This is a genomic window from Granulicatella sp. WM01, from assembly GCF_004570605.1.
Classification (GTDB): domain Bacteria; phylum Bacillota; class Bacilli; order Lactobacillales; family Aerococcaceae; genus WM01.
In genome coordinates this window covers 40836-64732 of the sequence record NZ_SPPB01000002.1, presented here as the reverse complement: position 1 = coordinate 64732, position 23897 = coordinate 40836, and the positions used below count along the sequence as shown (strand labels likewise).

The following is a 23897-nucleotide window of genomic DNA, read 5'->3' as shown; positions in this document are numbered from 1 at the left end:
ATATAATAGAGTGCTTTTTGTAAATAAATACCCAAAAGGTGTATAGTCATGTTAAAAAAGATGATATGGTTGCTAAAAGAGGCATTTATTGTTAGACTATAAACAAATGGGATATGTGTAGAAAATTATTTATCATGATATAAGATAGGAGATATTATGAATATGAGCAAATTTTTGAAGCGTCTATTAGCGATAATATGGAATAGTATTTTTGCATGTGCGTTTACTGTTTTAGGTGGATTATCAATTTATAAATTTTACTTTTATGCGCTTCCGTTTTGGGAAAAAAGTGGGTACGGTATAACGATGTTGATTTTATGTGGAATAGCAGGCTATTCTTGGTACCAAGTGTATAAAGGGTTAACACATCAAAAATTTGTTCTTATTGGCATCGTAAAATATAAATATAAGGTTTTTTATATTGAAAGTGATGATAAGTAAGTTTTAGTCTATAAAATAGTGTAATGGTTAAAAAGAGCATAGTATCATAAACAATCTAAAAAATATGATATACAAAGGGAAATTAATTTGTTCAGTGTTTGGATATATTCATTTTTTAATTGTCAGTTATGTATAAATGAATAGTAAATAAGGGAGTGAAAATATGAAAAGAATGGTAAGACGCATTTTTTGTTTGTTATGGGTGGGATTAGTTTGTAGTACGCATGTTGTCCTTGCCTACTCTAGTATACAAGAGTTTTTAGTACTAGATATTTATTTTACAAACGAGAGAATAAAAGTTGTATTGTTTGGTATATATTGTTTTATCGTGGCTTTATTAACGTGTTATCAGTTATATCGTGGGATTTTTGGAAAAACATTTATCATGCCATTCTTTCTAAATGTGTTTGATCGTCAACAGAATGACAGTATTTTTGTGAAGATTGAATAATTTTTATGTTTTATTTTGTCTAAACAAATGTATGAATGTTGTGTAACAAAGCGTATGGCTAGCAATTTTTATGGTATACTGCTCTTAAAATGTATAATGTTTAAAAAAGGATTAGGTAACATGATGTATAAAATCTTGATTATAGAAGATGATGCCATTATTGCAAAAAGTATAGCATCCTATTTAGAAAAATGGTCTTTTCAAGTGAAAATAGTTGAACAATTTAATCAGATCATGGACGAAATAGTGTCTTTTTCTCCAGACTTAGTGTTGTTAGACATTCATTTACCTTACTATGATGGTTATTATTTTTGTGAGGAAATTCGCCGTGTATCTAAAGTGCCTATTTTATTTATTTCATCTGCTAGTGATGAGATGAATATTGTGATGGCGATTAATGTGGGAGGCGATGATTTTATTCAAAAACCGTTTAAACTAATGGTGTTGAAAGCTAAAATTGATGCTTTATTAAGACGTGTTTATGACTTTCAACTAAATCAGACAATTTTAATGCATAAAGAGGTTTATTTTGATACAAGCAAGGATAGTGTTAGTTATTGCCATCAAAGTCTTGAGTTAACCAAAAATGAAGCCCGTATTTTATATTATTTATTAGATCATAAAGAAACAATTGTGACAAGAGATGAATTAATGCGTTTTTTATGGGAAACAGAGCAATTTGTTGATGAAAATACATTGTCTGTTAATGTTAACCGTTTACGGAGCAAACTTGGAAGTATTGGTATTGTTGATTTTATTCAAACTAAAAAAGGAAGAGGATATATGGTATGAAAATGATTGGTGCATATATTAAAGACTATCAATCTAAATATGTACTAGCAGGAATATGTTTCTTATTGTTTAATGGAATTGGCTATCTTTATTATGTTTCTTTAGAATACTTAATTTATGCGAGCATGCTCTATCTTTTTTGTATCTGTCTTGATTTTATCATATATTTTATTAAATATCGTCATCTATACCGTAAATTACAGTATATAAAAAATACGACATTACTACAATTAGAGGATTTACCAAGATTATCTTCAATGGTACAATTATATGTTGATATTATTCAACATGAATATGAGCAAAAACAGACTTTAGCCCTAGAGCATCAGCAAGATAGACAACATATCTTAGATTATTATACATTGTGGGTTCATCAAATTAAGACACCTATAGCGGCTATGCATGTGTTGCTTGAGCAAGATAATGTGCCAATGTCGGTTATGGAAACTGAATTGTTTAAAATTGAACAATATGCTAATTTGGCTTTGGACTACATTCGCTTAAATAGTCAAACAAATGATTTTGTCATTGAAAAATTTTCGATTGATGTCCTCATTAAACAAGTGATGAAAAAATATGCTCTACTATTCATTCAAAAGAAAATAAATTTAGATTATCAAAAAAGTGATTTAGTCATTAAAAGTGATAAAAAGTGGTTGGCGCTTGTCATTGAACAGCTTGTGAGTAATGCGATTAAATACACTCATGAAAGAGGAAACATCACAATTTATACAACCTCACAAAGTTTGTACATTCAAGATAATGGGATAGGCATTTTAAAAGAAGATATGGCACGGATTTTTGAACGAGGGTATACAGGATATAATGGACGACGTCTTCAACAATCAAGTGGGTTAGGGTTGTACATTTGCAAATCAATTACACATAAACTTGGACAACAGCTCTCCTTAGAATCAACAGTCGGTTGTGGAACGTGTGCCATAATTACTTTTGATAAATACAGTTTAGACGTATAATCTTACAGTTTTGTAAGATTATACGCTTTTTTGTAAGAAAAAGATATGGAAACTTTTTTTCGTGTATTTTACACTAAATATAGTCAAACAAATAGGAGGAAAACGATGATGTTATTAGAGGTGAAACATGTTCAAAAAGTATACGCTAGTCCATTTAGTACTACACAAACACAAGCCTTAAAAGATATTAATTTTTCAGTATCTAAAGGAGAATACGTTGTTATTATGGGAGAAAGTGGAAGTGGTAAAACGACTTTATTAAATATTTTAGCAACATTTGATAAGGCAACTAATGGGGAAGTGATTTTATCAGATACTAATTTAAAAAAATTGAAAGATACGCAATTAGCTAGTTTTCGTAGGAATACTCTAGGATTTGTCTTTCAAGAATTTAATTTATTAGATACACTAAATATTAAAGACAATATTTTACTGCCTTTAGTTTTATCGAAAACGCCATATAAAGAGATGAGCATACGTTTAGCACATGTTGCTAAATCTTTAGGGATTGATACTTTATTGAATAAGTATCCTTATCAATTATCTGGTGGACAAAAACAAAGAGTAGCAATAGCTAGAGCAATTATTACAAATCCTATACTTATTTTAGCTGATGAGCCAACAGGATCTTTAGATTCCAAAACAACCGATCAATTATTAGATGTATTTGATACCATCCACCAATCAGGGCATACGCTTATTGTCGTGACGCATTCCATTAAAACGGCTAGTCGAGCAGACAGGGTATTATTTATTAAGGACGGTGTTGTTTTTCATGAATTATATAAAGGGCAACAAACACATATACAAATGTATCAAAAAATAGCTGATGCATTAAGTATTATACAAGTAGGTGAACATCATGACTAAGTTTTTTTATAGTAAATTAGCTTTAGGCAGCATTAAGGCGAATAAAGTATTAACACTACCTTATCTATGTTCTGGTGCTATTACTGTTGCGTTGTATTATATTTTTCTTTCTTTATGTTTTGATAAACAGGTCGCTGAATTAAGTGCTGTCCCAATAGTCTTAAATTTTGGTGTTATCATCATTGGTTTATTTGTTTCCATTTTTACGTTTTATACGTACTCATTTTTATTAAAGAAACGGATAAAAGAATATGGGGTGTATTTTGTATTGGGAATGAGCAAAAAACAACTTGTTCGTATCATTTTTTGTGAGATATGTTATACCGGTATGATTACGGTGTGCATAGGATTAATAGGAGGTATGCTTTTTTCTAAAGTCGCTCAATTATCCTTATTTCATCTATGGGGAACTCAAGTTGTTGTGTATGGTTTATCTCTATCCCTTCCAAGTGTTCTAGTAACGATTTGTCTATATGTGTGTATTTATGCATTATTATTTATATTTTTGTTGTGGAAAATATTACGTCTAAATATTACATCGTTGTTGCAACAGAGTAAACGAGGGGAAAAAGAACCTAAAGCTAATGTACTTTTGGTGCTTATAGGCATTGTTGCAATAGGTTATGGGTATTACTTAGCCTTAACCATTAAATCACCTATTAGTGCATTATTTTCATTTTTTATTGCGGTACTTTGTGTTATTTTAGGAACGTATAGTTTATTTATGGTAATTAGTATTTTTGTATTACGTATTCTCAAAAGTAATAAAGTCTATTTTTACCAGACGAAACATTTTATTGGTATATCAAGTATGTTATATCGCATGAAAAGAAATGCTTTAGGTTTAGCTAATGTTTGTATTTTGTCGTGTATGATTTTAGTGGCTATGGGGACAACGGTGTCTTTATATGCTGGAATAGAAAATGCAGTACAATTAAGATCACCTAGAGATATATCAGTTTTGTACTATAGTGATAAACTAGGTGAAAGTCACGCAATTAAACAAAAGATTGATGATGTCCTTAAACAAGAAGATGTTTCTACTCAAAATAGTATTAATTATGATTATCTCTATGCAACAGGCATAAAAGAAGAGAATCAGTCTATCCGATTTAATCCAGTATCAAAACAAATAGATTTTTCAAAAGTTCATTTGGTTAACGTGATACCTTTATCTCAATACAATAGTACGTTCCAACAAAATGAGCATTTAGAAATAGGTGAAATTTTAGTACAAAGTGAAAAAACAGAGCGCTTAACACAAAATCAACTCACTTTGGCAGATAAGACCTATCATATAAAAAAACAAGTATCAAAAATAGATATTCCTGGGGAAGCGGTCGCTAATATTATTGGAACCTATTTTATTGTGATTTCAGATGATGAGATAGACATCTTAAAACAAAACATTGATACGCAATTAAACCATAGTGTATATGCGACAACAACTCGTTATGCATTCCGTTATGATTTTAATTTGTCAGATAAAACGAAAGTTCAAAAAATAGCACAGCAATTATCCATTCTAAATGGATTAAAGGTGGAAGATAAAGTTGAAGATAGAGTTAGTTTGCGTCAAAGTTTTATGAATATGAATGGTTCATTTTTATTTGTGGGTATATTTACTAGTCTAGTTTTTCTTGTATCGTGTGTAATGATTATGTATTATAAGCAATTAGCAGAAGGTTATGAAGATAAACAGGCGTATGCCATTATGCAAAAAGTTGGTCTGGAAAATAAGGATATTAAGCGAACGATTTGTTCCCAAGTGTTGATTGTCTTTTTTGCACCATTATGCATAGCCGGTATTCATGTAGCAGTAGCCTTTCCATACATTGAAAAAATATTGTTACTATTTGGCTTGGGTGATACAATGATATTTATGTTATCAATGGGCATAACCGGATTAGTATTTGCTATATTTTACGGATTAATGTATTATTTGACGGCACGTATTTATTATAAAATTATTAAAGAATGATGGATTTTTATTATCTCAAATGATTTTTTTTATATATGGTAATTTGCAAAAAGTGCAGTATAGAGTGAATATGATATGTCAAATGTAAATTTTAAAGAATAAAAAATTGTGCATTAAAAAGAATACATAGAGTATTGAGAAGATTGTTTTTATGGCAGTTTTGAAAAGAAATTGGGCAAGAAAAGGATAGGGTATTCGCTTATAAAAGTTGCTGAATACCCTATTCTATGTGTTCAGATAATAGTGTTATTTAATTGTATGAGTACATAAAAAATTGAGTATACTTCCAATAGTGCGTTGTTAAATAATATTGGTGAAAAAGAAGATTATTTCACTTAGCTGTGTCAAAATAGTCAAATTGTGATTTTTGATTTAGTGCATATACAAAGGATTTAAAGCGAGTATTTATTAATTAATTTTATTAAGCCTATTGGCACGTTTTGGCTATTTTGTGCTATAGTTGGTATATTTCCCAGTAAAAAGAATTGATTATTAAATGATAAACTCGGATAACTGTATTGATTAAAATGTATTGGTTATTTCAATATAATTCAGTATGATGTAAACAAGATTATAATGTCTATACACATAAAGAAATAATATTGTGTTATTATTGACATTAGTATATAATGTATCTGTCTAATATGTAATTTTTATCTAGTTTAAATGGTTATACTAAGGAGGGTAATAATGGAAAATTATATGACGTATGTGAAAAAAAATATATCTACATTAGGTTCTTATTTTGTAGCACGCGTGATGATTATGACATGTGGTACATTACTTTTTGAATCGTGGCTTCTTCCAAAATTACGTAGAGAGCCTGAGAAATTTACAGTAAATCCTTTAGTGCTTATAGTTCTATTAGTAGGTTTAGGTATATTAGTCATTTTATTAAAAGATTGGGCTAAGCGGCACCAGAGAAGTATGTGGTCAATTGTTTTAAAAGGAGTTATATCTAGTATTATTTTTGGGATATGTATAAATACTATTATGACAGTATTTTTTAGAATGTTAGTGGGAATGGGAATTCATATAAATGGGTTGTTTACATCTGCTATATTTTTAGTCAATCAAATTTTTATGGATTTTATGCTTATTGCTTTAATATATTGTCATTTTCATGTAGAAAATAGTGTTCGCTTATGTAAAAAATGGTGGGGAATGATATTACTATGTGCAGGCATGAATTTATTTGGGCTTCTAGTTGATTCTTTTCTTCAAATTGTCTTTTTTGGAGTAGGATCAGTATGTTTTGTTGTTCTCATACATCATGAAATAGAGCAACAAAGAGAATGCATTGAGTAAGAAAGTGTTTAACTAAGGAAGATATACCCTTTATTGTAAAATTTTTTAATTCACTGTTTCTTTTTTCATATTAAAAATTTGCAAATTGCACAAGGAATTGGGAAAAAGGCAACCTAGAAATTACACTGTTTTTTATTATAAAAAGAGTAGAAAAATTGACTAACTGCTTTGCTAATTTCGTTAAATTCATGCTCATTAATACCAAACTCAAATTATTGTAGACAGACTGATTGCCTTTGAGACGAGTTACTGCGAGGATTTTTCGTTTATAAACGAAAAATCCTCGCAGCTTTAATTTCAGACATAATTTTTTTGCATTAATTATGGCGTTTGGGTTTTATACCCCAAAATTGAAAGAAATCTGTACGTAAAGCACCGTTATAAAGTTTACGTTTCTTTGTTGCTTTTTGCCCGTAGTAATCTTCAAATGCTAAGTCACTTGTTAAAATGTATTTGCTCCAAGTTGGGATATGTGCATAGGTTTCGCCCATTTGACGATATAAGTGATGTACTTTTTCTTCGTCTAGTAATCTATCTCCATACGGTGGATTGGAAATTAAGATACCAAATTCTTTCGTTGTTTTAAAATCAGATAATTGCATTTGCTTAAATGTAATATGTTGAGATACCCCTGCTTTTTCAGCGTTACATTTGGCAATATCAATCATCGCTGGATCAATGTCTGTTCCTAATATATCAAGTGTGATATCTGTTTTAATGTGTTTTTTTGCCTCCTGTTTTGCCTCTTGCCAAATTGTATTATCAAATAAACGCCAATGTTGACTGACAAATTCTCTATTTAAACCAGGAGCAATGTTTAATGCCATTAATGCAGCCTCAATTAAAATTGTTCCAGAGCCACATGTTGGATCATAAAGTGGTCTGTCTGGAAACCAAGTTGTCAATGAAACAAGAGCAGCTGCCATATTTTCTTTAAGTGGAGCACCACCTTTTTCACTACGATATCCTCGTTTAAATAAACTAGATCCAGTTGTATCGAGTGTTAATGTGACAATATCTTTTAAAATAGATACTTCTATTGGATATATTGCGCCTGTTTCAGGTAATTTTGTTTTACGATGATAGTAATCTGATAGACGTGTCACAATAGCTTTTTTAGTAATCGCCTGACAACTAGGGACGTGATGTAATATAGATTTTACAGATTTTCCAGATACCGGAAAATTAGCATCCATTGGTAAGAGCGTTTCCCATGGTAATGCTTTTGTCTGTTGAAATAGTTCTTCAAATGTTTTTGCTTTAAATTGTCCTAAAATAATTTTGATACGATCAGCTGTTCTAAGCCAAAGATTTGTTTTGGCAATATCTTCAGCACTTCCTTGAAAAAGTACTCTGCCATTTTCGACTTGGCAAGTGTATCCTAATTCACGTAATTCTTTGCCAACTAAAGCCTCAATTCCTGCAGCACAAGTTGCCATAAGTTGAAAGTGTTGCATATTCATTCTCCTATTACATAGTAATAACCTGCTGAAGCAGCAGGTTTAATTGACCCGATATGTAAACTTCTATAAGCCATGTTCTGTTCCGTTTAAAACTCGGGAGATTTTAAACATCGATTATTATCTGTCTGTGTACATTGACAAATGCACACCTCTTTTTTCGTTGTTATTCCTAATAAAGAGTGCCCCTACCAATAGTTTGGGTTGCTCGCTCGAGGGGTTTACCGCGTTCCACCAATAAAGTTTCCAATATTGCTTCGTCACTGTGGCACTTTCAAGAATACTTTGACATAGTTTCCCTTAGTCATTTTTTCTGCCGTCAACCATTTGGTTGCCTTAACTTATTGTTTCGTTAAGCACGAACACTACAAGCATTTCAGCTTGTGCGAGCATGGACTTTCCTCAGCCTAAAAGACTGCAATAATCCGAAGTTTACATGTTCGTTGTGTCATTAATTGTTATCTAATTTTGCGCCAAATACATGTTTTTCTAAGTTTGAGATACGTTTTAAAATATCATAATTTGTACCATTCATTTGTGTAGAAGATTTGGCAACAATCGTTTGATCGCTAAAAGAGTGTTGTTTTTCTTCATTTTCTAAACGTCTTAATAAAGCAACGTTTTCTGCTTTTAGTGAAGCAATTTCTTTTTCGTACGTGTCATAGTCTTGTAAGATTAAATCTAAAAATTCATCTACTTCAGTAGCTTTGTATCCGCGCATGCTAGTTCTAAAATTTTTTTGGTAAATGTCTTGGGAAGTCAAGTTTTTATGTGTCATAATAATCTCCTTGTTAAGTTTTATCATCATAGAGAATGATGTATCTCCTTTATTGTACAATGACTGTCACAATTTTTAAAGTATTATACTATTAAAAAGGTAAAATAATACAAAATATATAAAAAATAGATAAATTACATGTTTTTTCAAGAGAAATATTGACATACACAAAAAATAGGAGTAAAATATAAACAAATGTTTCAAAAGCAAACATTTGTTTTAAAGTGGAGGATATTATGACAGACAATGAGAAATTAATATTTGAATTAATTCAAGCAAATCCGTTTATATCCCAACAATCCCTTTCTGAAAAAGTAGGCCTATCACGTTCAGCAGTAGCAAATATTATTTCTAGTCTAATTCGTAAAAATTACTTATTAGGGAAAGCGTATGTTGTGAAGCGATTAGGAACAATTGTGTGTATTGGTGCTGCAAATGTTGATAAAAAAATAAAAACAAATGGACAGTTAAAACAATACACGTCCAATCCTGTGACTTCTACAACGTCTATTGGAGGAGTATCACGTAATGTTGCCGAAAATTTGGGACGATTAGGGAATCAAGTGTCTTTAATTTCTGTGTCAGGTAATGACTCAGAATGGGCATATATTAAAGAGTTATCTAGTCCATTTATGGATGTGACAAGTGTTGTAATGATTGAAGGACAATCAACAGGAACGTATACGGCACTTTTAGATGAAGAAGGGGAAATGTATTTAGGCCTAGCTGATATGTCTATTTATGATTGTCTAACGCCAGAAGTGTTGTCTAAACAATCTACATTGCTTCAACATGCCAAGTGCATTGTTGTCGATTTGAATTGCCCTAAAGAAACCATTGAATATTTATGTTCATTTGCCCAAAGACACCACACTAAGTTGGTTGTTATTACTGTATCTGAGCCTAAAATGGAGCGACTGCCTAAGCAATTATCAGCAGTAGATTGCTTAATTGTCAATAAAGGGGAGAGTGCTGCTTATTTTAATATGACTTTAGATACAAAAGAGCAAATAGAATTAGCAATGGATAAGTGGCTAGAATTAGGTGTTAAACGTGTTGTTCTAACCGCTGGAGGACACGACATTATTGTCGCTTCTCCTCAGAAAAAATGGTATAAAGTTAAACCATTAGACAATCAATTTATTGTTGATGTCACTGGAGCAGGAGATGCGTTTAGTGCGGCTTATATTGATGCATGGTATCATGGAATGGACGATGAGGAGTGTGTTTTAGCTGGAATGACTAATGCTTATCATACCATTCAATCGGAGTATACGGTTCGTCAAAATGTAACAAAAACTCAGTTAAAAAAAGAAATGAAGGAGTATCGGAATAATGAATGAGTATTTAGTTTTATCTCAAGAAGTTAAGCAAGGTATGGAAAAAGGCTTGCCAATTATTGCTTTAGAGTCAACTATCATTTCGCACGGTATGCCGTATCCACAAAATGTTGCTATGGCACGTGAAGTTGAACAAATTATTCGTGACAATGGTGCAGTACCTGCAACAATAGCTATTGTTGAGGGGAAAATTAAAATTGGCTTGTCTGATGAAGAATTGGAAATGTTTGGAAGTAGTAAAGGTATTGCTAAAGTATCACGTAGAGATTTAGCAGATATTGTGGCTTCAAAACGTTTAGGTGCAACAACTGTTGCCACAACAATGATTGCTGCTGAATTAGCGGGTATTAAATTCTTTGTCACTGGTGGACTAGGGGGAGTTCATCGTGGTTGGGAAAGTACGCTTGATATTTCAGCGGATATGGATGAACTTGCACAAACAAGTGTGACGGTCATTTGTGCAGGAGCTAAGTCTATTTTAGATTTACCAGCTACTTTGGAGTACTTAGAAACAAAAGGTGTTCCAGTTGTAGGGTATGGTACGAAAAACTTACCAGCATTCTTTACAAGAGATAGTGGGTTACCACTAGCTTTAAGTTCAGATAGTCTAGAGCATATTGCATATATGATTGATACAAAATGGAATTTAGGCTTAAAAGGTGGTGTGGTAGTTGCTAACCCAATTCCACATGAAGATGCTTTAGATCCTGAATACATTAATGAAATTATTGCATTAGCTGTTCAAGAAGCGGAGGAAAATGGTATCGTAGGGAAGGATATCACGCCGTTTTTATTAGGGAAAATTGTTGAGAAAACAGATGGAAAAAGTTTAGAGGCTAATATCAAATTAGTAAAAAATAACGCTAAGGTCGGTGCACAATTAGCCGTTAAGTTTTTTGCAAATAAGTAAGAAACGGTTGAGGGAAGAAAGTTGAAAAATGTAGAAGAGAGAAGAAAAAAAATATTACATGCATTAAAAAATGCAAAGGGAGCAGTTAATGCACAAAAATTGGCGGATAATTTTGATGTCACTAGACAGGTTATCGTGCAAGATATTGCAGTACTAAAAGCTAATGGAGAAACCATTTTAAGTACTAATCGAGGATATTTATATCATCGAGAAAAATCAGAAAGAAAATATAGTCGCATCTTTAAAGTGCAACATAAACGTGAAGATATTGTGAGAAAATATCAAGCGATTATAGACAACGGTGGTGTGGTAAAAAATGTAAGAATAAAACACCCTATCTATGGTGAAATAGAAGTTGCATTAAATATACAAAGTCGGCGTTGTATCAAACAGTTTGTTGAGAAATTTAAAGCTCAAGGATTTAAATGCTTGATTGATTTAACTACAGATGGTATACAATATCATCTGGTTGAGGCTGATACAAAGGAAATTTTAGACGATATTCAAGCTGAATTGGAATCACTTCATTTTTTAGTGAGTGATGAGTAATTCAGTAAGATAAGACGTCATATATTACTCTAACATAAAAATTTAGATTAGACTGGCAAGTGTCAATGATAAAAAACATTGAACCTTGCTAGTTTTTTGAATTCTATCTAAATAAAAGTAATGATGATTTGATAAATTGTTGTACTTTGACTTTAAAAAAATAAATGTTGGATAGAGTAATCTTTTAAATTTGCAAGAAATCTTTGTCTATAAACGTTGATTTTTTTGCAGATTTTGTTAGTTAGAATCTTTTTTCCTGTTGAGAATATGGTAAAAAAATAAGTGAATTCTTTAGATTTTTAGAAGTGTACACATAAAAAATAGGCAGTGCATCATAAAAATAGCTACTTTCATTTAAATATTGATAGAGGTATCCAATAAATCGTTTTGGCGAATTAATTTATATAGTGAAGCAAAACTGTTTTTTAGCATATAATTTGACGAAGAGCAATTTAGGACATTATATTTAAATAACGCAAGAAAGATGTTAAGTTAGTATGGAATGGTTTTAATGGATAAAATGTTTAGTTTATATTGCTTTAATTAGGATAACACACGTGTGATAATACAATTCCTTATATCATTAGACTAAAATATTTGATATTTTTTAGTGAGTATAGTCGGTATTGGATAATAGTTTGTATATGAAATGAACAGTATATTAACCATATAACAAAGAAAGGATACACTAAAAAACTGTATAACATTAGTCTATGCTAAAGTTATACAGTTTTGAGTTATTTATCATTCAAGTAACTTGATAAATTGATTTTTTTATGTAAAAGGTGTAAAACGATTTGTCCAGCACCTAAAATGATTAGTTCACTCAATACCAATGGAAAATATATTGCAAAAAATGTATTTGAATCACCTAGAGCGATAATCATTAGTGTAATTGGAACCATACCAATAAATGAGAAGTTAAGCGTATTAAATATAAATTGTATGTGTTTATGTTTAATATATTTAAACGCAACGATTGAAATAAGAGAGCATAAAAAAGTTGCTCCGGTTCCGAAAATAATATCGTATAGTGCAAAAGGTGACCAAAAATTAGCAATAAATACACCTAATGTTAAGGCGACGATAAATTTTTTGTTGTACACTAATAAATGGTTTAAAATTTCGGACAGTCTAAACTGAATAATACCATACGAGATAGGTGCCAACAATAATGTTGATACAACATAAATTGCGGCAATTAAAGCCGTTATAATGTACTCCTTAGTTGAAAAATATTTTTGCATATAATATGCCTCCTAGTTTTTTTTCGTGGGAGGGTTTCGAACCACGTGTTTCCATTATATAAAAATCAATATTAAAATTCAAGATTAACTTGGTTGTTCGTCTTAATCGGACTTTATGCTATAATGTATAGTATAATTTATGGCAAGTTATAACATTTGGTTATTTTTTGAAAAAATGTGGTGGTGTATATGATTTTAGTTGCTCAAAGCAACGCTTGGCATCTTCGTTTGTTTCACAAATAATTAAGCAAGTGTCGTCACCACAAATTGTTGCCACGATTTCTGGAATGTTTAGTTTATCTAAAATTGATCCAAAAGATTCAGCTAATCCAGGTAATGACTTTAAAATAACCGTATGTTGAACAGGGCGAAGCAATAGAAGCGCATCGTCCATATATAAACTTAAACGTTTTGCCCATTTTGATTGGGAAGTACTATAAATAGCATAATAGGAGTAATCGACTTCATTAACTTTAATTAAATTTAAGTCTTTAATGTCACGTGATAAAGTAGATTGTGTCACAGAAATGCCATTTTGAGCAAGAAGTTCTTGCAGTTCTTGTTGCGTTTGAATAGTGTGTTCAAGGACTAAAGAGCGTATTAATTGATGACGTGATTCTTTTTTGTTCATATAAATCTCCTTATATTTATAAATTGACTGTAAAACGTTAGAATCAAAGTGAAGGAGAGCATTATGTTAGAGTTCATTTTAGGTGATATAACAGCCAACAAACAGCAATGGATTGTTCAAGATATGTCTAAACTATTACAGACACAACATGTAAACACTATTTTTTATCTCGTCCCAGAGCATATCAAATTTGATTCCGAACTAAGTGTATTATCACATTTAATGGGAGAAAATTCAATACTTGGAGGCAGTATTCGTGTACAAATTTATAGTTTTTCCAGATTAGCGTGGTTTTTATTAAAGGATACTGGAATTTTGTCTAAAACTTCACTAAGTAAAGTTGGATTAACAATGCTTGTCCGCCATATTTTACTGGAGCATGAAAACGAATTAAGCGTATATCGTGGCGATATTAGGCATTCTGGATTTATTCAACAGTTAACAGATTTATTTTTAGAATTCCGTGGGGGGACTATTTCAACTGAAGATTTGAATGCCTTTGAAGAGCATTATTCCAAGCATTCCAGCATTAAAAAAAATAGTCAAAAAATCAATGAATTAAATTATTTGTATCAGTTATTTAATGAGCAACTCATTGGGCAGTATATTGAAAAAGAGGATCTTTATGATCAACTAGTGCAACGCATTTTACAATTGGATTTATCACAAACAGCAATTTATGTGTATGGGTATCATCGTTTTACAGCTAAGGAGCAGTCTATTATTTTGGCTTTATTAAAACAAGCATATAAAGTGTCTGTTAGTTTAGCTTTAGAGGCTAAAGATATTCATTGTGATGTGTTTGATCCCTTAACGTATGTGTCTAAACAGACGTATCATAGACTATGGCAGTTGGCAAGAATGCATGATATAAATTGTCTACCTATTAGACAGATTGAGCAAGGTAAAGAGCGTTATAGTAAAGGGATATTAGATGTTTTAGAGTATTGGAAAGATATTTTTCAAAAAGGGTACCAGTACACTCAAAATCCTATGGAACAAGATGCCATAGTTACTCAAGCATTTGCGAGCAAACAGGCAGAAGTAGAGGCAGTAGCTAATGAAATTCATGCTTTAGTGTCCAGTGGACATTATCGCTATAAAGATATTCATGTGTTGATGCGTCAGGTGGAATCGTATGAAATGTTAATTAAGCCAATTTTTAAGGAGAATGATATTCCGATATTTATTGATAATGCTGAATCTATGGCATATCATCCACTAGTGGAGTGTTTGTCGTCTTTATATCATCTACAAAAAAGAAATTGGCAATATCAAGATGTCATGCGTTTATTGAGAACAGAGCTAATTGTTGGAGAGGAACGTTATGATGTTGATCAATTAGAGAATGAATTGTTAGCAAACGGGTATCAAGGGAAATATTGGTGGACTCATGATGCAGCGTGGGAAAATCAATCGCTAAGGCTTCAAATTGTGGATGCAATTTTGCCGTTTCAAACTCAATTGGAACAGGCTAGGACAATGAAAGAGGCAAGTGTAATATTGTATCAATTTTTTGAGCAAATGGGTGTTATGGACAAATTGATTCATTGGCGTGATGATTTGCTTGATAAAGGACAATTAGAACGGGCTAGGGAACATGAACAAGCATGGGAGATGTTTGGACAGTTATTAGATGAGTTTGTTATGGTATTAGGAAATCAGCCCTTTCAGTTAGATGATTTCTATACAATTTTATTTGAAGGTTTTGAGCAGGCAGAGTACAGTTCTGTACCACCAAGTTTAGATCAAGTGACGATTTCAAGTTTAGATACAAATCGTGAACATCCTAGTAAAGTTGTCTTTGTTATAGGAGCAAGTGCAGAGCAGTTTCCTAAGTCGTATGAAAATTTGAGTTTATTATCCAATCAAGAGAGAGCTATGTTTTCTAGTGTGTTATCTAATCAGTCTTATTTAGTTTTGGATAGCACCTATCGTACGTTAATTGAGCCGTTTGTTGCATATCAAGTATTTGCTAGTGCTACTGAAAAACTTTATTTATTTTATCCAAGTATGCAACAGGAATGCTCTATGTACATAGAGTTATTGGATAGACGTTTTAAACATAAGCATACATTAGCAAAATATGGAAAAACAACACAAGTGATACGGCAAGTGATTATAGATATTCGTCAGGCTTATGATAGACAAAGTATGTTAGATGAACGGACGAAACATTTGATAGATTATATTGAAAAACATGATACACTAGCCCATCAGTTTAAACATTTAAAACAAGGGTTTTATTATAAAAATATTCCAGCAAAACTTGAATTAGCCATGGAGTTATATCCTAAACAGTTGGCTTTATCGGTATCCCAGTTAGAAAGTTATTTTAAAGATCCGTATAGTCATTTTTTACAATATGGACTGCATGTAAAAGAAAGACAATTATTGCAATTACGATCCGCTGATGTTGGAAATGTTTTTCATGATACATTAGACGTGCTGTATCGTTATTTGGAGCAGCGTCAACTTGTGTTTCAAAATTTAACAACTGATGAGTTAAAACGTATTGTTGATGATGTATGTCAATCCGTATTCAATCAACCTCAATATAGATTGTTTTATATGAATAACCGTATGGCATTTACGAAATATTTATTGAGTGATACATTGGAGCATGTGATCATGCGTCTACATGATTATGCAAAAACGATTAATGTACACACTTTGTTAACGGAGAGCATTTTTTCTAGTCGACAAGATAGTTTGCTTTCTATTCCACCTATTTATGTGGAAAATAATCGTCAACTTATTTTGCGTGGAAAAATTGACAGAATTGATGTTATTAATCAGAAATTTCTCAGTGTTGTTGATTATAAATCAAGTCAGCAAAAATTTGACTTTAATCGTTTTTTTGAGGGATTATCTTTACAATTAGTGACATATTTATATGTGTTGAATCAAAATAGAGAGAAATTGCAAGTACAGGATAAACACTCAATGGGTGCTTTCTATTATCATGTGAATAACGCTTATGAAACAGTTCAAAACATTATGCTCAGTCCTAGTGAATTGATACATACCCCACCTAAATTGACAGGACTATTGACGCTAGATGAAGAAAGTATGCAAACCGTGGATGGCAATGGGCTGTTTTATCAAGCAAAACTGACCACTAAGCAAACTTATGATAAACAAAAAACCATGCCTACGGTTCTCAACGAGGATTTAGTTATATTGTTTGAATATTTAAAAATAAAAATTAAGGAAGCAGGAGAACGGATTTTGGCAGGTGATATTCGTTTGCAACCTTTTAAAGATGAATTATTTACACCATCTTTACGAGAATTTCGCAGTATTTCTTTATTTGATGCAACTTTACCAGAAAATCACTATCGACAATTTATTAAACATAAAGATGTCATGTCATTAATTCGTGGAAAGGTAGGTGAGCAACATGATACCAATTAAGCCGAGTAATGTTAAATTTACAGATGCTCAATGGCGTGCTATTTTCCAAGAGGGACAAAATATTTTAGTATCGGCTTCTGCTGGTTCCGGAAAAACAACAGTATTAACGCAACGAATTGTAGAAAAATTAAAAAAAGGTGTATCTATTGAGCAACTCGTTGTGGTAACGTATACTCAAGCGGCTGCTTTGGAAATGAAAGAACGTTTAGAACGTGTGATAAAAGAAGAGATTAATCAAAGTGTTGATGATACTATAAAACGGCACTTGCAAATGCAAATTTCTTTGTTGCCACAGGCATACATTAGTACTATTCACGCATTTTGTTTGAAGTTAATTCGTCAATATTTTTATTTAGTTCACTTAGATCCGAATTGTCGATTGATGAGTGATGATACTGAAATTGCATTATTTAAAGAAGATGTATGGCTGCAATTAAAAGAAAAACTTTATCAAGAAGACTCATTTATTCAGTTAGCTAAAGCCTATTCTAGTGATAAATATGATGACAGTCTAACAGAATTGGTTTTTTCATTGCATGCCTTTGCCTTATCTAATGAATATCCAGATAAATGGTTAAATCATTTGAGCGATTTATACACCATTCAAGAGTTAGGATCTAGTCAGTTGTTTCAAGAGTTGATTAGACCAAATGTGCAAGCTGTCATTGAAGAGAGTATAGCACAATTAGAGTATGCGATACATTTTCTTAAAGGAGAGAGTACGCTACAAAAAAGCGTGGAAATATTAGAGCAAGATTACCAACATATTTATCTTATTCAACAGAAATTAAATCAACAGTCTAATTTTGATGATATATATGAGGCTGTGCAAAATGTTAACTTTGAACGGTGGAAAGGTGCAGGAAAAAAAGATGATGATACCTTAAAAGATTTGGCTAATAAAGCGAAAAAAATTAGAGATACAATTAAAGACACGATAACACATTTACAAAAGCAAATTTTTAACGGGACACAAGATAGACAATTAGAGTTACTACATCAACAAGCTCCATTTATTGAGGAGGTTGTGCGTGTTGTTAAATTGTTTTCAGAGCGTTACACACAAGCTAAAAGAGAAGCTAGCGTGTTGGAATTTAGTGACTTAGAGCATCTTACTTTAGATATTTTAGCCCCTATACAAAAGGACGGTACACGTTACGAAAGTGCGATTGCCAAAGAGTTTAAGGAACAGTTTAATGAAATTATGGTTGATGAGTATCAAGATGTGAACCGTCTACAAGAGGCCATTTTAAGTTACTTAACAAATGGGAACAATTTATTTATGGTAGGAGATGTGAAACAGTCTATTTATTCATTCCGTTTAGCAACACCCAGTCTGTTTTTGGAAAAATATATAGCTTATGGGCAGAAAAGTGGGGGAGAACGTATCATTTTGGCGGAAAATTTCCGCTCTCGTGGGAGTGTGCTACAAGGCGTTAATTTTATTTTCAAACAAATTATGGATAAACAAGTTGGAGATATGCTCTATGATCAAGATGCTATGCTTGTACAAGGAAACATGTCTTTTGAACAAGATGAGCAGTATCCATTAACTGTACTTCTTTATGAAAAAGAACAGACTACTCCACAAAGAGAACTGTTAGGAGATGTTGATGAACGCTTTATGATTGATAGTAAGGCTGAGGGAGAGATTACAATGGTTGCTCATAAAATTAATGAGTTAATTCAACAGCAAGTACTTATTCAAGATAACGGACAAAAGCGACCAGTAACTTATCAAGATATTGTTCTTTTAGTGCCAACACGTAAGCATAATGTCATTATTCAAGAAATTTTTGAACGGTACACTATTCCAATTTTTGTCAGTCAAGCCGATACGTATTTTCAACGGACAGAAGTGATGATTATGATGTCGGTATTAAGAATCATTGATAACCCATATCAAGATATTCCTGTTGTTTCTGTTTTACGTTCGCCAATTGTACAATTAGACGAGAATGAATTGGCAGCCATTCGAATTAATGAAAGGACAGGAAATTACTTTCATGCTGTCTTGCAATTTGTTAATCATTATCGTGAAAAAAGTATTGTGCAAAATGACTTTCATCATCATATTTATGACAAATTATGTGTGTTTTTAGAACGTTTAGAAAAATGGCGTTTTATGGCACATAAGGAGTCTTTAGTTGCACTTATTTGGACAATTTATCAAGATACTCAATTTTTAGATTATGTTTTGACTTTGCCTTCTGGAAAACAGCGACAAGCAAATTTGCATGCCTTGTATGAACATGCTAAATCATACGAACAAACACAATTTAAAGGACTGTTTCAATTTGTAAGATTTATTGAAAAAATGCAAGAAAAAGATAATGATTTAGCCGAAGTTTCCCATATAGCACATTCAGAAAATGCTGTTCAGCTTATGACGATTCATGCTAGTAAGGGATTAGAGTTTCCTATTGTATTTATTATGGATATGGGAAAATCATTTAATAAGCAGGAGTTGCATAAACCATATATTTTTACTGAAGAATATGGTTTTGGGAGTGACTATTTTAACCATGAATATAAGTGGAGATACCCAACTTTAGCACGTATAGGCATGATGCAATTTAAAGAAAAAAAGATGTTGGCAGAGGAAATGCGTAAGTTATATGTTGCTTTAACACGTGCTAAAGAACAATTATTTTTAGTGGGAAGTTGTCAAAATGAGAAGGAATATTGGGAAAGTTTAGAAATGATTCAAGAGCATAAGCCAATTACTTTGCCCGTAGCGAGTCGTTTGCAAAGTCAGTCCTTATTAGGTTGGGTCAGTATGGCATTGATGCGTCATCGTTGTGCTAATAATAAGTATTTAGTAGAAAAACATTATCCTACAGAATTAGCACATTTTCCCGTACAGTACACGCTATCGTTTTACACGAATGATGCTCTAAAAAATGTGCTTAAAGGAGATGCTGTAAAAACAACTATTCAAGAGTGGATGAACCAACAAAACGAGCATTTTAAACAAGAGAGCATAGAAAAACTTATTTATCAGATGCATTATCACTATCCTTATGAAGCAGCGACACGAACCACTAGCTATCAATCAGTTTCTGAACTGAAGCGAATGATTGAGGACCCTGATGTGTTGCAAATGGAAATGTTAGGCAGCAATAGGTATGTTGTTAAAGAATTTAAAAAGCCTAAATTTATGGAGCATGCTCAAGAAGTAAATGGAGCTACATTAGGAAATGCTATACATTTATTTATGCAAACTATTCCTTTAGAGGAACAAATAACATGGAACAGTATTGAGCAGCATATTCAATGGTTAGTGTCTAATCAGTTACTGTCCACTCAAATCGGTGAAAAGTTGAGCAGAGAACAGTTATTTCATTTCTTTTCAAGTTCATTTGGTCAATATATGATAGCACATGCTAAACATGTATCACGAGAAGTGCCTTTTTCATTAGTTGTTAAAGCAAGTCAGTTATTCCCAAATGAATTACATTTAGATGAAAAAGTGCTTGTTCATGGGATTGTAGATGGATATATAGAAACAGACGAGGGTATTGTGCTGTACGATTTTAAGACGGACAATGTAACGCACAAAAATGCACGAAATGTATTGATAGAAAGATATACAAATCAGCTATCTGTTTATGCCAATGCACTTGAGGCTATTTTGGAAAAACCTGTTAAGCATGTGTACATTTGTGCTTTGAGTGTGAATGAAACTATTTCAATTGAGTGGAAAAAATGGAAAGTGTAGTTAGCTAAATAACGAGTGTAGGTCACTGCACTTACTACAATAAATCGTGCTAGTAAACAAAGAAAGTGTTCTAATAAGTGATTAGATAAATTATAAGATTGAGGGTCTACGTCAACATTATGTGACGTAGACCCGTTTTTGTGGAAAGGGTAGACTTTGAATGTGAACAAGGTGTGATATGGTTTATGAAAATGGGGTGTTGTTATTCAAAAAGAATCTACCCGATTCCTATGCTTAGTGTTTAATAAATCAAAATAGGAGTGCTTTATATAAACAGGATTTATTAAACAATTAAGATAAGGCTTGAATAAATGTTTGTGTGGCACCGTGATTTTCTAATTGAGTGGCAATATGCTGAGCCATTTGTTTTGTTTCAGTAACAGCAATCATGCAGCCACCTATGCCACCACCAGTCATTTTTGCCCCTAAGGCACCATAGTGTAAAGCTGTTTTAACAAGAGAATCAAGTTTGGGGTGCGATACACCTAAAAATTGTAATTGGAGATGCGCTTTACTTAAGTGTTCTCCTAGTTGTTTGATGTTTCCGTAAATTAAATCTTTTCCCACTTTAATGGTTAGTTTTTCTAAATTGCTCATAATGATATGGTGTTGTTTTGGATGGTGTTTTTTTAACCAAAATACTTTGTCAATCGCTTGTTTTGTTCGTCCTGTAATTCCAGTATCTGCAATAACTAAAAAGCCTTTTGTTTGAATATTAAGCGGAATCATAGGGTTATCTTTTTTGAAAAAAAGAGGGGTTTGATTGATGATAATTGTTGCATCTAAGCCGCTAGGATTACCATGTACTATTTTTTCTGAAATATTCACAAGATGAAAAAGCTCTTGTTTTTTAGGGGATTTATGAAAGTAATGAAACAAGGCCTTGATAATCGCCGTAGAAACTGCTGCACTTGATCCCATGCCTCGCTCAATTGGAATTGAGCTACGAATGTGAATACGTAGAGATGCCTTTTCTTGATTTAAGTGTAATAAAGTAGCATGAATAATTACTTTTAAGCTATGTAATAATTCAGGCATGTCATCAATGATACCTTGATACAAGTCTGAATAAATATATATACCATTTTCTGCTGGGCTAATATTTACTTGGGTTTTTACTGCTGTACAAGGGAGAGCAATTGCTGGCTTACAATAAACGGCAGAATGCTCACCAATGAGAATGATTTTACCAAAAGATTGCCCAGTTGCAATGTCTTGAGATGTTGTATACATAAAAACTCCTTAATTTTCTCTTGTTTAACAGTCTAAGAAAAATAGGGAAAAAAGTAAAGCATCTTAAAAATTTCTTAATATATTTGTTATAATGTTTATTTGTCATGGAGTAGTTTGTCAATATGTGTTAAAATAGAGGAAACTACATAGGAGTAAGGTGATTTATGTTTTTCTTTTCCCGAAAAAAACAAGATAAACAAGTACAATTTGACAGTAATGGTGCCATTCCAGAACATATTGCTATTATTATGGACGGTAATGGACGCTGGGCGCAAGCAAAGCTGTTGCCACGTATTGCTGGACATAAAGAAGGTATGCAGACTGTAAAAAAAATAGCGTTACATGCTAAAAAATTAGGTGTTAAAGTGTTGTCATTATACGCTTTTTCCACAGAAAATTGGAAACGACCAAATGATGAAGTATCTTTTTTAATGAAATTACCTATTGACTTTTTTAGCACATTTATTCCAGAGTTACAAGAAAACAATATTCGTGTCACAACAACTGGGTTTATTGATGCTTTACCTGAGCATACGCAAAAAGCCGTAAAAGATGCTGTTTTGCAAACACAACATAATGATGGCATGATTTTAAACTTTGCGTTAAATTATGGATCTCGTGCAGAAATTGTAGAAGCGATTAAAACAATTGCTGTGGAATTTTCTGAAAATCCACAAAATATCACTGAAGAAATTGTGAGTGATCATTTATGGTCTAGTCATTTAGGGCAATATGCTGAGCCGGATTTATTAATTAGAACTAGTGGTGAGCAACGTATCAGCAATTTTATGTTATGGCAAATTGCGTATAGCGAGTGCTATTTTACTGATGTATTTTGGCCAGATTTCACACAAGCTGCTCTGGAAGAAGCAATTGCAGTCTATCAAAAGAGAAATCGCCGGTATGGTGGTCTATAAAAGAGGAGGAAAAAGATGCTACAAAGAATTTTAACTGCCGTTGCAGCTCTTGTACTGCTTGTTCCATTAGTATGGTTTGGTGGCATTTCATTTGAGATTGCGATTGTTGGTTTAGTTATATTGGCTTTTTTAGAAATTATGCAAATGGCAAATATTCGTTTAAAAAGTCCTGAAACCATTATTGGAGTTGTAGCCACAGTTGGCTTGGCATTACCGGAAAGGTACTACACTTATTTTAGGATAAGCCCTTTATTATTACTAAGTTTATGTTCCTTTTTACTATTAATTATTACAGTGTTTTCAGAAAATAAATTTTCATTTGAGCGTGTAGGTGTTGTTACGCTAGGTGCATTATATGTTGGTTTAGGTGGACATTATGTTTTAAGCATTCGTCAATTTGGTTTTTTGGAAATGTTATTCACATTAATGATAACATGGGTAACAGATTCAGGTGCTTATTTTGTAGGACGTGCGTGTGGAAAAAGAAAACTTGCTCCTCATATTAGTCCAAATAAAACAATTGAGGGCTCTATTGGTGGAGTGTTGTTAGCAGTAATATTTACATTAGGTTTTTATATGGCGTATCCAGTTTTTCACTTAGATGTAGTAGGGGTAACTTTTCTTGGACTAAGTGTATCAATTGCGGGTCAATTAGGAGATTTAGTCGAATCTGCGCTTAAAAGATTTTATTCTGTTAAAGATTCTGGACAATTATTTCCTGGACATGGAGGTGTACTCGATCGCTTTGATAGCACTCTTTTTAGTGTAGTCGCTTGCCATTTACTCTTAATTATTTTAAGATAGGAGAGGTATTTTACGCGATAAGCTAAGGATAAAAAGTGTTTAATTGTTGTAAAGTAAGGTAGAATACAAA

The 23897-nt window shown here is 32.3% G+C and carries 19 protein-coding genes, 1 other RNA gene and 1 riboswitch; of the genes, 14 read left to right on the top strand and 6 right to left on the bottom strand.

Annotated features, from left to right (window positions below):
- Positions 1–162: 162 nt before the first annotated feature.
- The 7 genes from E4T68_RS00685 (at position 163) to E4T68_RS00655 (ending at position 6820) form a co-directional block, all read left to right on the top strand.
- A complete protein-coding gene (locus E4T68_RS00685; RefSeq protein ID WP_135123110.1) occupies positions 163–441 on the top strand; it encodes a hypothetical protein in 279 nt (92 codons plus the stop codon).
- 163 nt (positions 442–604) lie between these two features.
- Positions 605–892 (top strand): hypothetical protein, encoded by a 288-nt coding sequence (locus E4T68_RS00680; RefSeq protein WP_135123108.1) that lies wholly within the window; start codon positions 605–607, stop codon positions 890–892.
- A 120-nt stretch (positions 893–1012) separates the two neighbouring features.
- Complete coding sequence (locus tag E4T68_RS00675) at positions 1013–1684, top strand: response regulator transcription factor (protein WP_228099199.1); 672 nt, start codon at positions 1013–1015, stop codon at positions 1682–1684.
- On the top strand, positions 1681–2661 hold the full coding sequence (locus tag E4T68_RS00670; RefSeq protein ID WP_135123106.1) for a HAMP domain-containing sensor histidine kinase: 981 nt from the start codon (positions 1681–1683) through the stop codon (positions 2659–2661). Before E4T68_RS00675 ends, E4T68_RS00670 begins: the two co-directional genes overlap by 4 nt.
- A 105-nt stretch (positions 2662–2766) precedes the next feature.
- Positions 2767–3531, top strand: a complete 765-nt coding sequence (locus E4T68_RS00665; protein ID WP_194185064.1) for an ABC transporter ATP-binding protein — start codon at positions 2767–2769, stop codon at positions 3529–3531.
- Positions 3524–5512 (top strand): ABC transporter permease, encoded by a 1989-nt coding sequence (locus E4T68_RS00660; RefSeq protein WP_135123104.1) that lies wholly within the window; start codon positions 3524–3526, stop codon positions 5510–5512. The genes E4T68_RS00665 and E4T68_RS00660 overlap by 8 nt, the downstream gene beginning before the upstream one ends.
- Positions 5513–6202: 690 nt before the next feature.
- A complete protein-coding gene (locus E4T68_RS00655) occupies positions 6203–6820 on the top strand; it encodes a hypothetical protein (RefSeq protein WP_135123102.1) in 618 nt (205 codons plus the stop codon).
- A 317-nt stretch (positions 6821–7137) separates the two neighbouring features.
- On the opposite strand, the gene E4T68_RS00650 is transcribed toward E4T68_RS00655, so the two are convergent.
- From E4T68_RS00650 to gpsB, 3 genes are all read right to left on the bottom strand, one after another.
- Positions 7138–8277 carry a class I SAM-dependent RNA methyltransferase gene (locus E4T68_RS00650; RefSeq protein ID WP_135123100.1) on the bottom strand — a complete coding sequence of 380 codons (1140 nt, stop codon included), beginning with the start codon at positions 8275–8277 and terminating at the stop codon, positions 7138–7140.
- 67 nt (positions 8278–8344) lie between these two features.
- An RNA gene (rnpB, locus tag E4T68_RS00645) (RNase P RNA component class B) lies at positions 8345–8713 on the bottom strand.
- Between the two features lie 18 nt (positions 8714–8731).
- Positions 8732–9058: a cell division regulator GpsB gene (gene gpsB / locus E4T68_RS00640; protein ID WP_135123098.1), complete on the bottom strand. Its 327-nt coding sequence runs from the start codon at positions 9056–9058 to the stop codon at positions 8732–8734.
- Positions 9059–9294: 236 nt separating this feature from the next.
- Between gpsB and E4T68_RS00635 the strand changes: the two genes are divergently transcribed.
- Genes E4T68_RS00635 through E4T68_RS00625 form a run of 3 tightly spaced genes read left to right on the top strand, consistent with a single transcriptional unit; the run spans position 9295 to position 11857 of the window.
- A complete protein-coding gene (locus E4T68_RS00635; protein WP_135123096.1) occupies positions 9295–10401 on the top strand; it encodes a carbohydrate kinase in 1107 nt (368 codons plus the stop codon).
- Complete coding sequence (locus E4T68_RS00630) at positions 10394–11308, top strand: pseudouridine-5'-phosphate glycosidase (RefSeq protein ID WP_135123094.1); 915 nt, start codon at positions 10394–10396, stop codon at positions 11306–11308. Before E4T68_RS00635 ends, E4T68_RS00630 begins: the two co-directional genes overlap by 8 nt.
- A gap of 21 nt (positions 11309–11329) precedes the next feature.
- A complete protein-coding gene (locus tag E4T68_RS00625; RefSeq protein ID WP_135123092.1) occupies positions 11330–11857 on the top strand; it encodes a transcription repressor NadR in 528 nt (175 codons plus the stop codon).
- Positions 11858–12594: 737 nt separating this feature from the next.
- Here the strand turns inward: E4T68_RS00625 and E4T68_RS00620 are convergent.
- Both E4T68_RS00620 and E4T68_RS00615 read right to left on the bottom strand, forming a co-directional pair.
- Positions 12595–13104: a QueT transporter family protein gene (locus E4T68_RS00620; protein ID WP_135123090.1), complete on the bottom strand. Its 510-nt coding sequence runs from the start codon at positions 13102–13104 to the stop codon at positions 12595–12597.
- A 6-nt stretch (positions 13105–13110) separates the two neighbouring features.
- Positions 13111–13155: riboswitch (PreQ1 riboswitch) on the bottom strand.
- A gap of 109 nt (positions 13156–13264) precedes the next feature.
- Positions 13265–13735: an arginine repressor gene (locus E4T68_RS00615; protein ID WP_135123088.1), complete on the bottom strand. Its 471-nt coding sequence runs from the start codon at positions 13733–13735 to the stop codon at positions 13265–13267.
- A gap of 63 nt (positions 13736–13798) precedes the next feature.
- Between E4T68_RS00615 and E4T68_RS00610 the strand changes: the two genes are divergently transcribed.
- A complete protein-coding gene (locus tag E4T68_RS00610) occupies positions 13799–17152 on the top strand; it encodes a PD-(D/E)XK nuclease family protein (RefSeq protein ID WP_135123086.1) in 3354 nt (1117 codons plus the stop codon).
- Positions 17139–20873, top strand: coding sequence for a helicase-exonuclease AddAB subunit AddA (addA, locus tag E4T68_RS00605; RefSeq protein WP_135123084.1), 3735 nt, complete (start codon positions 17139–17141; stop codon positions 20871–20873). Before E4T68_RS00610 ends, addA begins: the two co-directional genes overlap by 14 nt.
- A 291-nt stretch (positions 20874–21164) precedes the next feature.
- Here the strand turns inward: addA and mvk are convergent, their stop codons facing one another.
- Positions 21165–22106, bottom strand: coding sequence for a mevalonate kinase (gene mvk, locus E4T68_RS00600; RefSeq protein WP_135123082.1), 942 nt, complete (start codon positions 22104–22106; stop codon positions 21165–21167).
- A gap of 164 nt (positions 22107–22270) precedes the next feature.
- Here mvk and E4T68_RS00595 point away from each other — a divergent pair, with 164 nt between their 5' ends.
- Together E4T68_RS00595 and E4T68_RS00590 are read left to right on the top strand one after the other, a co-directional pair.
- On the top strand, positions 22271–23023 hold the full coding sequence (locus tag E4T68_RS00595) for an isoprenyl transferase (protein ID WP_135123080.1): 753 nt from the start codon (positions 22271–22273) through the stop codon (positions 23021–23023).
- Between the two features lie 15 nt (positions 23024–23038).
- On the top strand, positions 23039–23827 hold the full coding sequence (locus E4T68_RS00590) for a phosphatidate cytidylyltransferase (RefSeq protein WP_135123078.1): 789 nt from the start codon (positions 23039–23041) through the stop codon (positions 23825–23827).
- Positions 23828–23897: the final 70 nt, after the last annotated feature.

Coding starts and splice junctions, on each gene's coding strand:
- E4T68_RS00655 (WP_135123102.1), top strand. CDS start 6,203: ATGGAAAATTATATGACGTATGTGAAAAAAAATATATCTACATTAGGT.
- E4T68_RS00670 (WP_135123106.1), top strand. CDS start 1,681: ATGAAAATGATTGGTGCATATATTAAAGACTATCAATCTAAATATGTA.
- E4T68_RS00630 (WP_135123094.1), top strand. CDS start 10,394: ATGAATGAGTATTTAGTTTTATCTCAAGAAGTTAAGCAAGGTATGGAA.
- E4T68_RS00665 (WP_194185064.1), top strand. CDS start 2,767: ATGATGTTATTAGAGGTGAAACATGTTCAAAAAGTATACGCTAGTCCA.
- E4T68_RS00660 (WP_135123104.1), top strand. CDS start 3,524: ATGACTAAGTTTTTTTATAGTAAATTAGCTTTAGGCAGCATTAAGGCG.
- E4T68_RS00650 (WP_135123100.1), bottom strand. CDS start 8,277: ATGCAACACTTTCAACTTATGGCAACTTGTGCTGCAGGAATTGAGGCT.
- E4T68_RS00675 (WP_228099199.1), top strand. CDS start 1,013: ATGATGTATAAAATCTTGATTATAGAAGATGATGCCATTATTGCAAAA.
- mvk (WP_135123082.1), bottom strand. CDS start 22,106: ATGTATACAACATCTCAAGACATTGCAACTGGGCAATCTTTTGGTAAA.
- E4T68_RS00595 (WP_135123080.1), top strand. CDS start 22,271: ATGTTTTTCTTTTCCCGAAAAAAACAAGATAAACAAGTACAATTTGAC.
- E4T68_RS00590 (WP_135123078.1), top strand. CDS start 23,039: ATGCTACAAAGAATTTTAACTGCCGTTGCAGCTCTTGTACTGCTTGTT.
- E4T68_RS00685 (WP_135123110.1), top strand. CDS start 163: ATGAGCAAATTTTTGAAGCGTCTATTAGCGATAATATGGAATAGTATT.
- addA (WP_135123084.1), top strand. CDS start 17,139: ATGATACCAATTAAGCCGAGTAATGTTAAATTTACAGATGCTCAATGG.
- E4T68_RS00620 (WP_135123090.1), bottom strand. CDS start 13,104: ATGCAAAAATATTTTTCAACTAAGGAGTACATTATAACGGCTTTAATT.
- gpsB (WP_135123098.1), bottom strand. CDS start 9,058: ATGACACATAAAAACTTGACTTCCCAAGACATTTACCAAAAAAATTTT.
- E4T68_RS00615 (WP_135123088.1), bottom strand. CDS start 13,735: ATGAACAAAAAAGAATCACGTCATCAATTAATACGCTCTTTAGTCCTT.
- E4T68_RS00680 (WP_135123108.1), top strand. CDS start 605: ATGAAAAGAATGGTAAGACGCATTTTTTGTTTGTTATGGGTGGGATTA.
- E4T68_RS00610 (WP_135123086.1), top strand. CDS start 13,799: ATGTTAGAGTTCATTTTAGGTGATATAACAGCCAACAAACAGCAATGG.
- E4T68_RS00635 (WP_135123096.1), top strand. CDS start 9,295: ATGACAGACAATGAGAAATTAATATTTGAATTAATTCAAGCAAATCCG.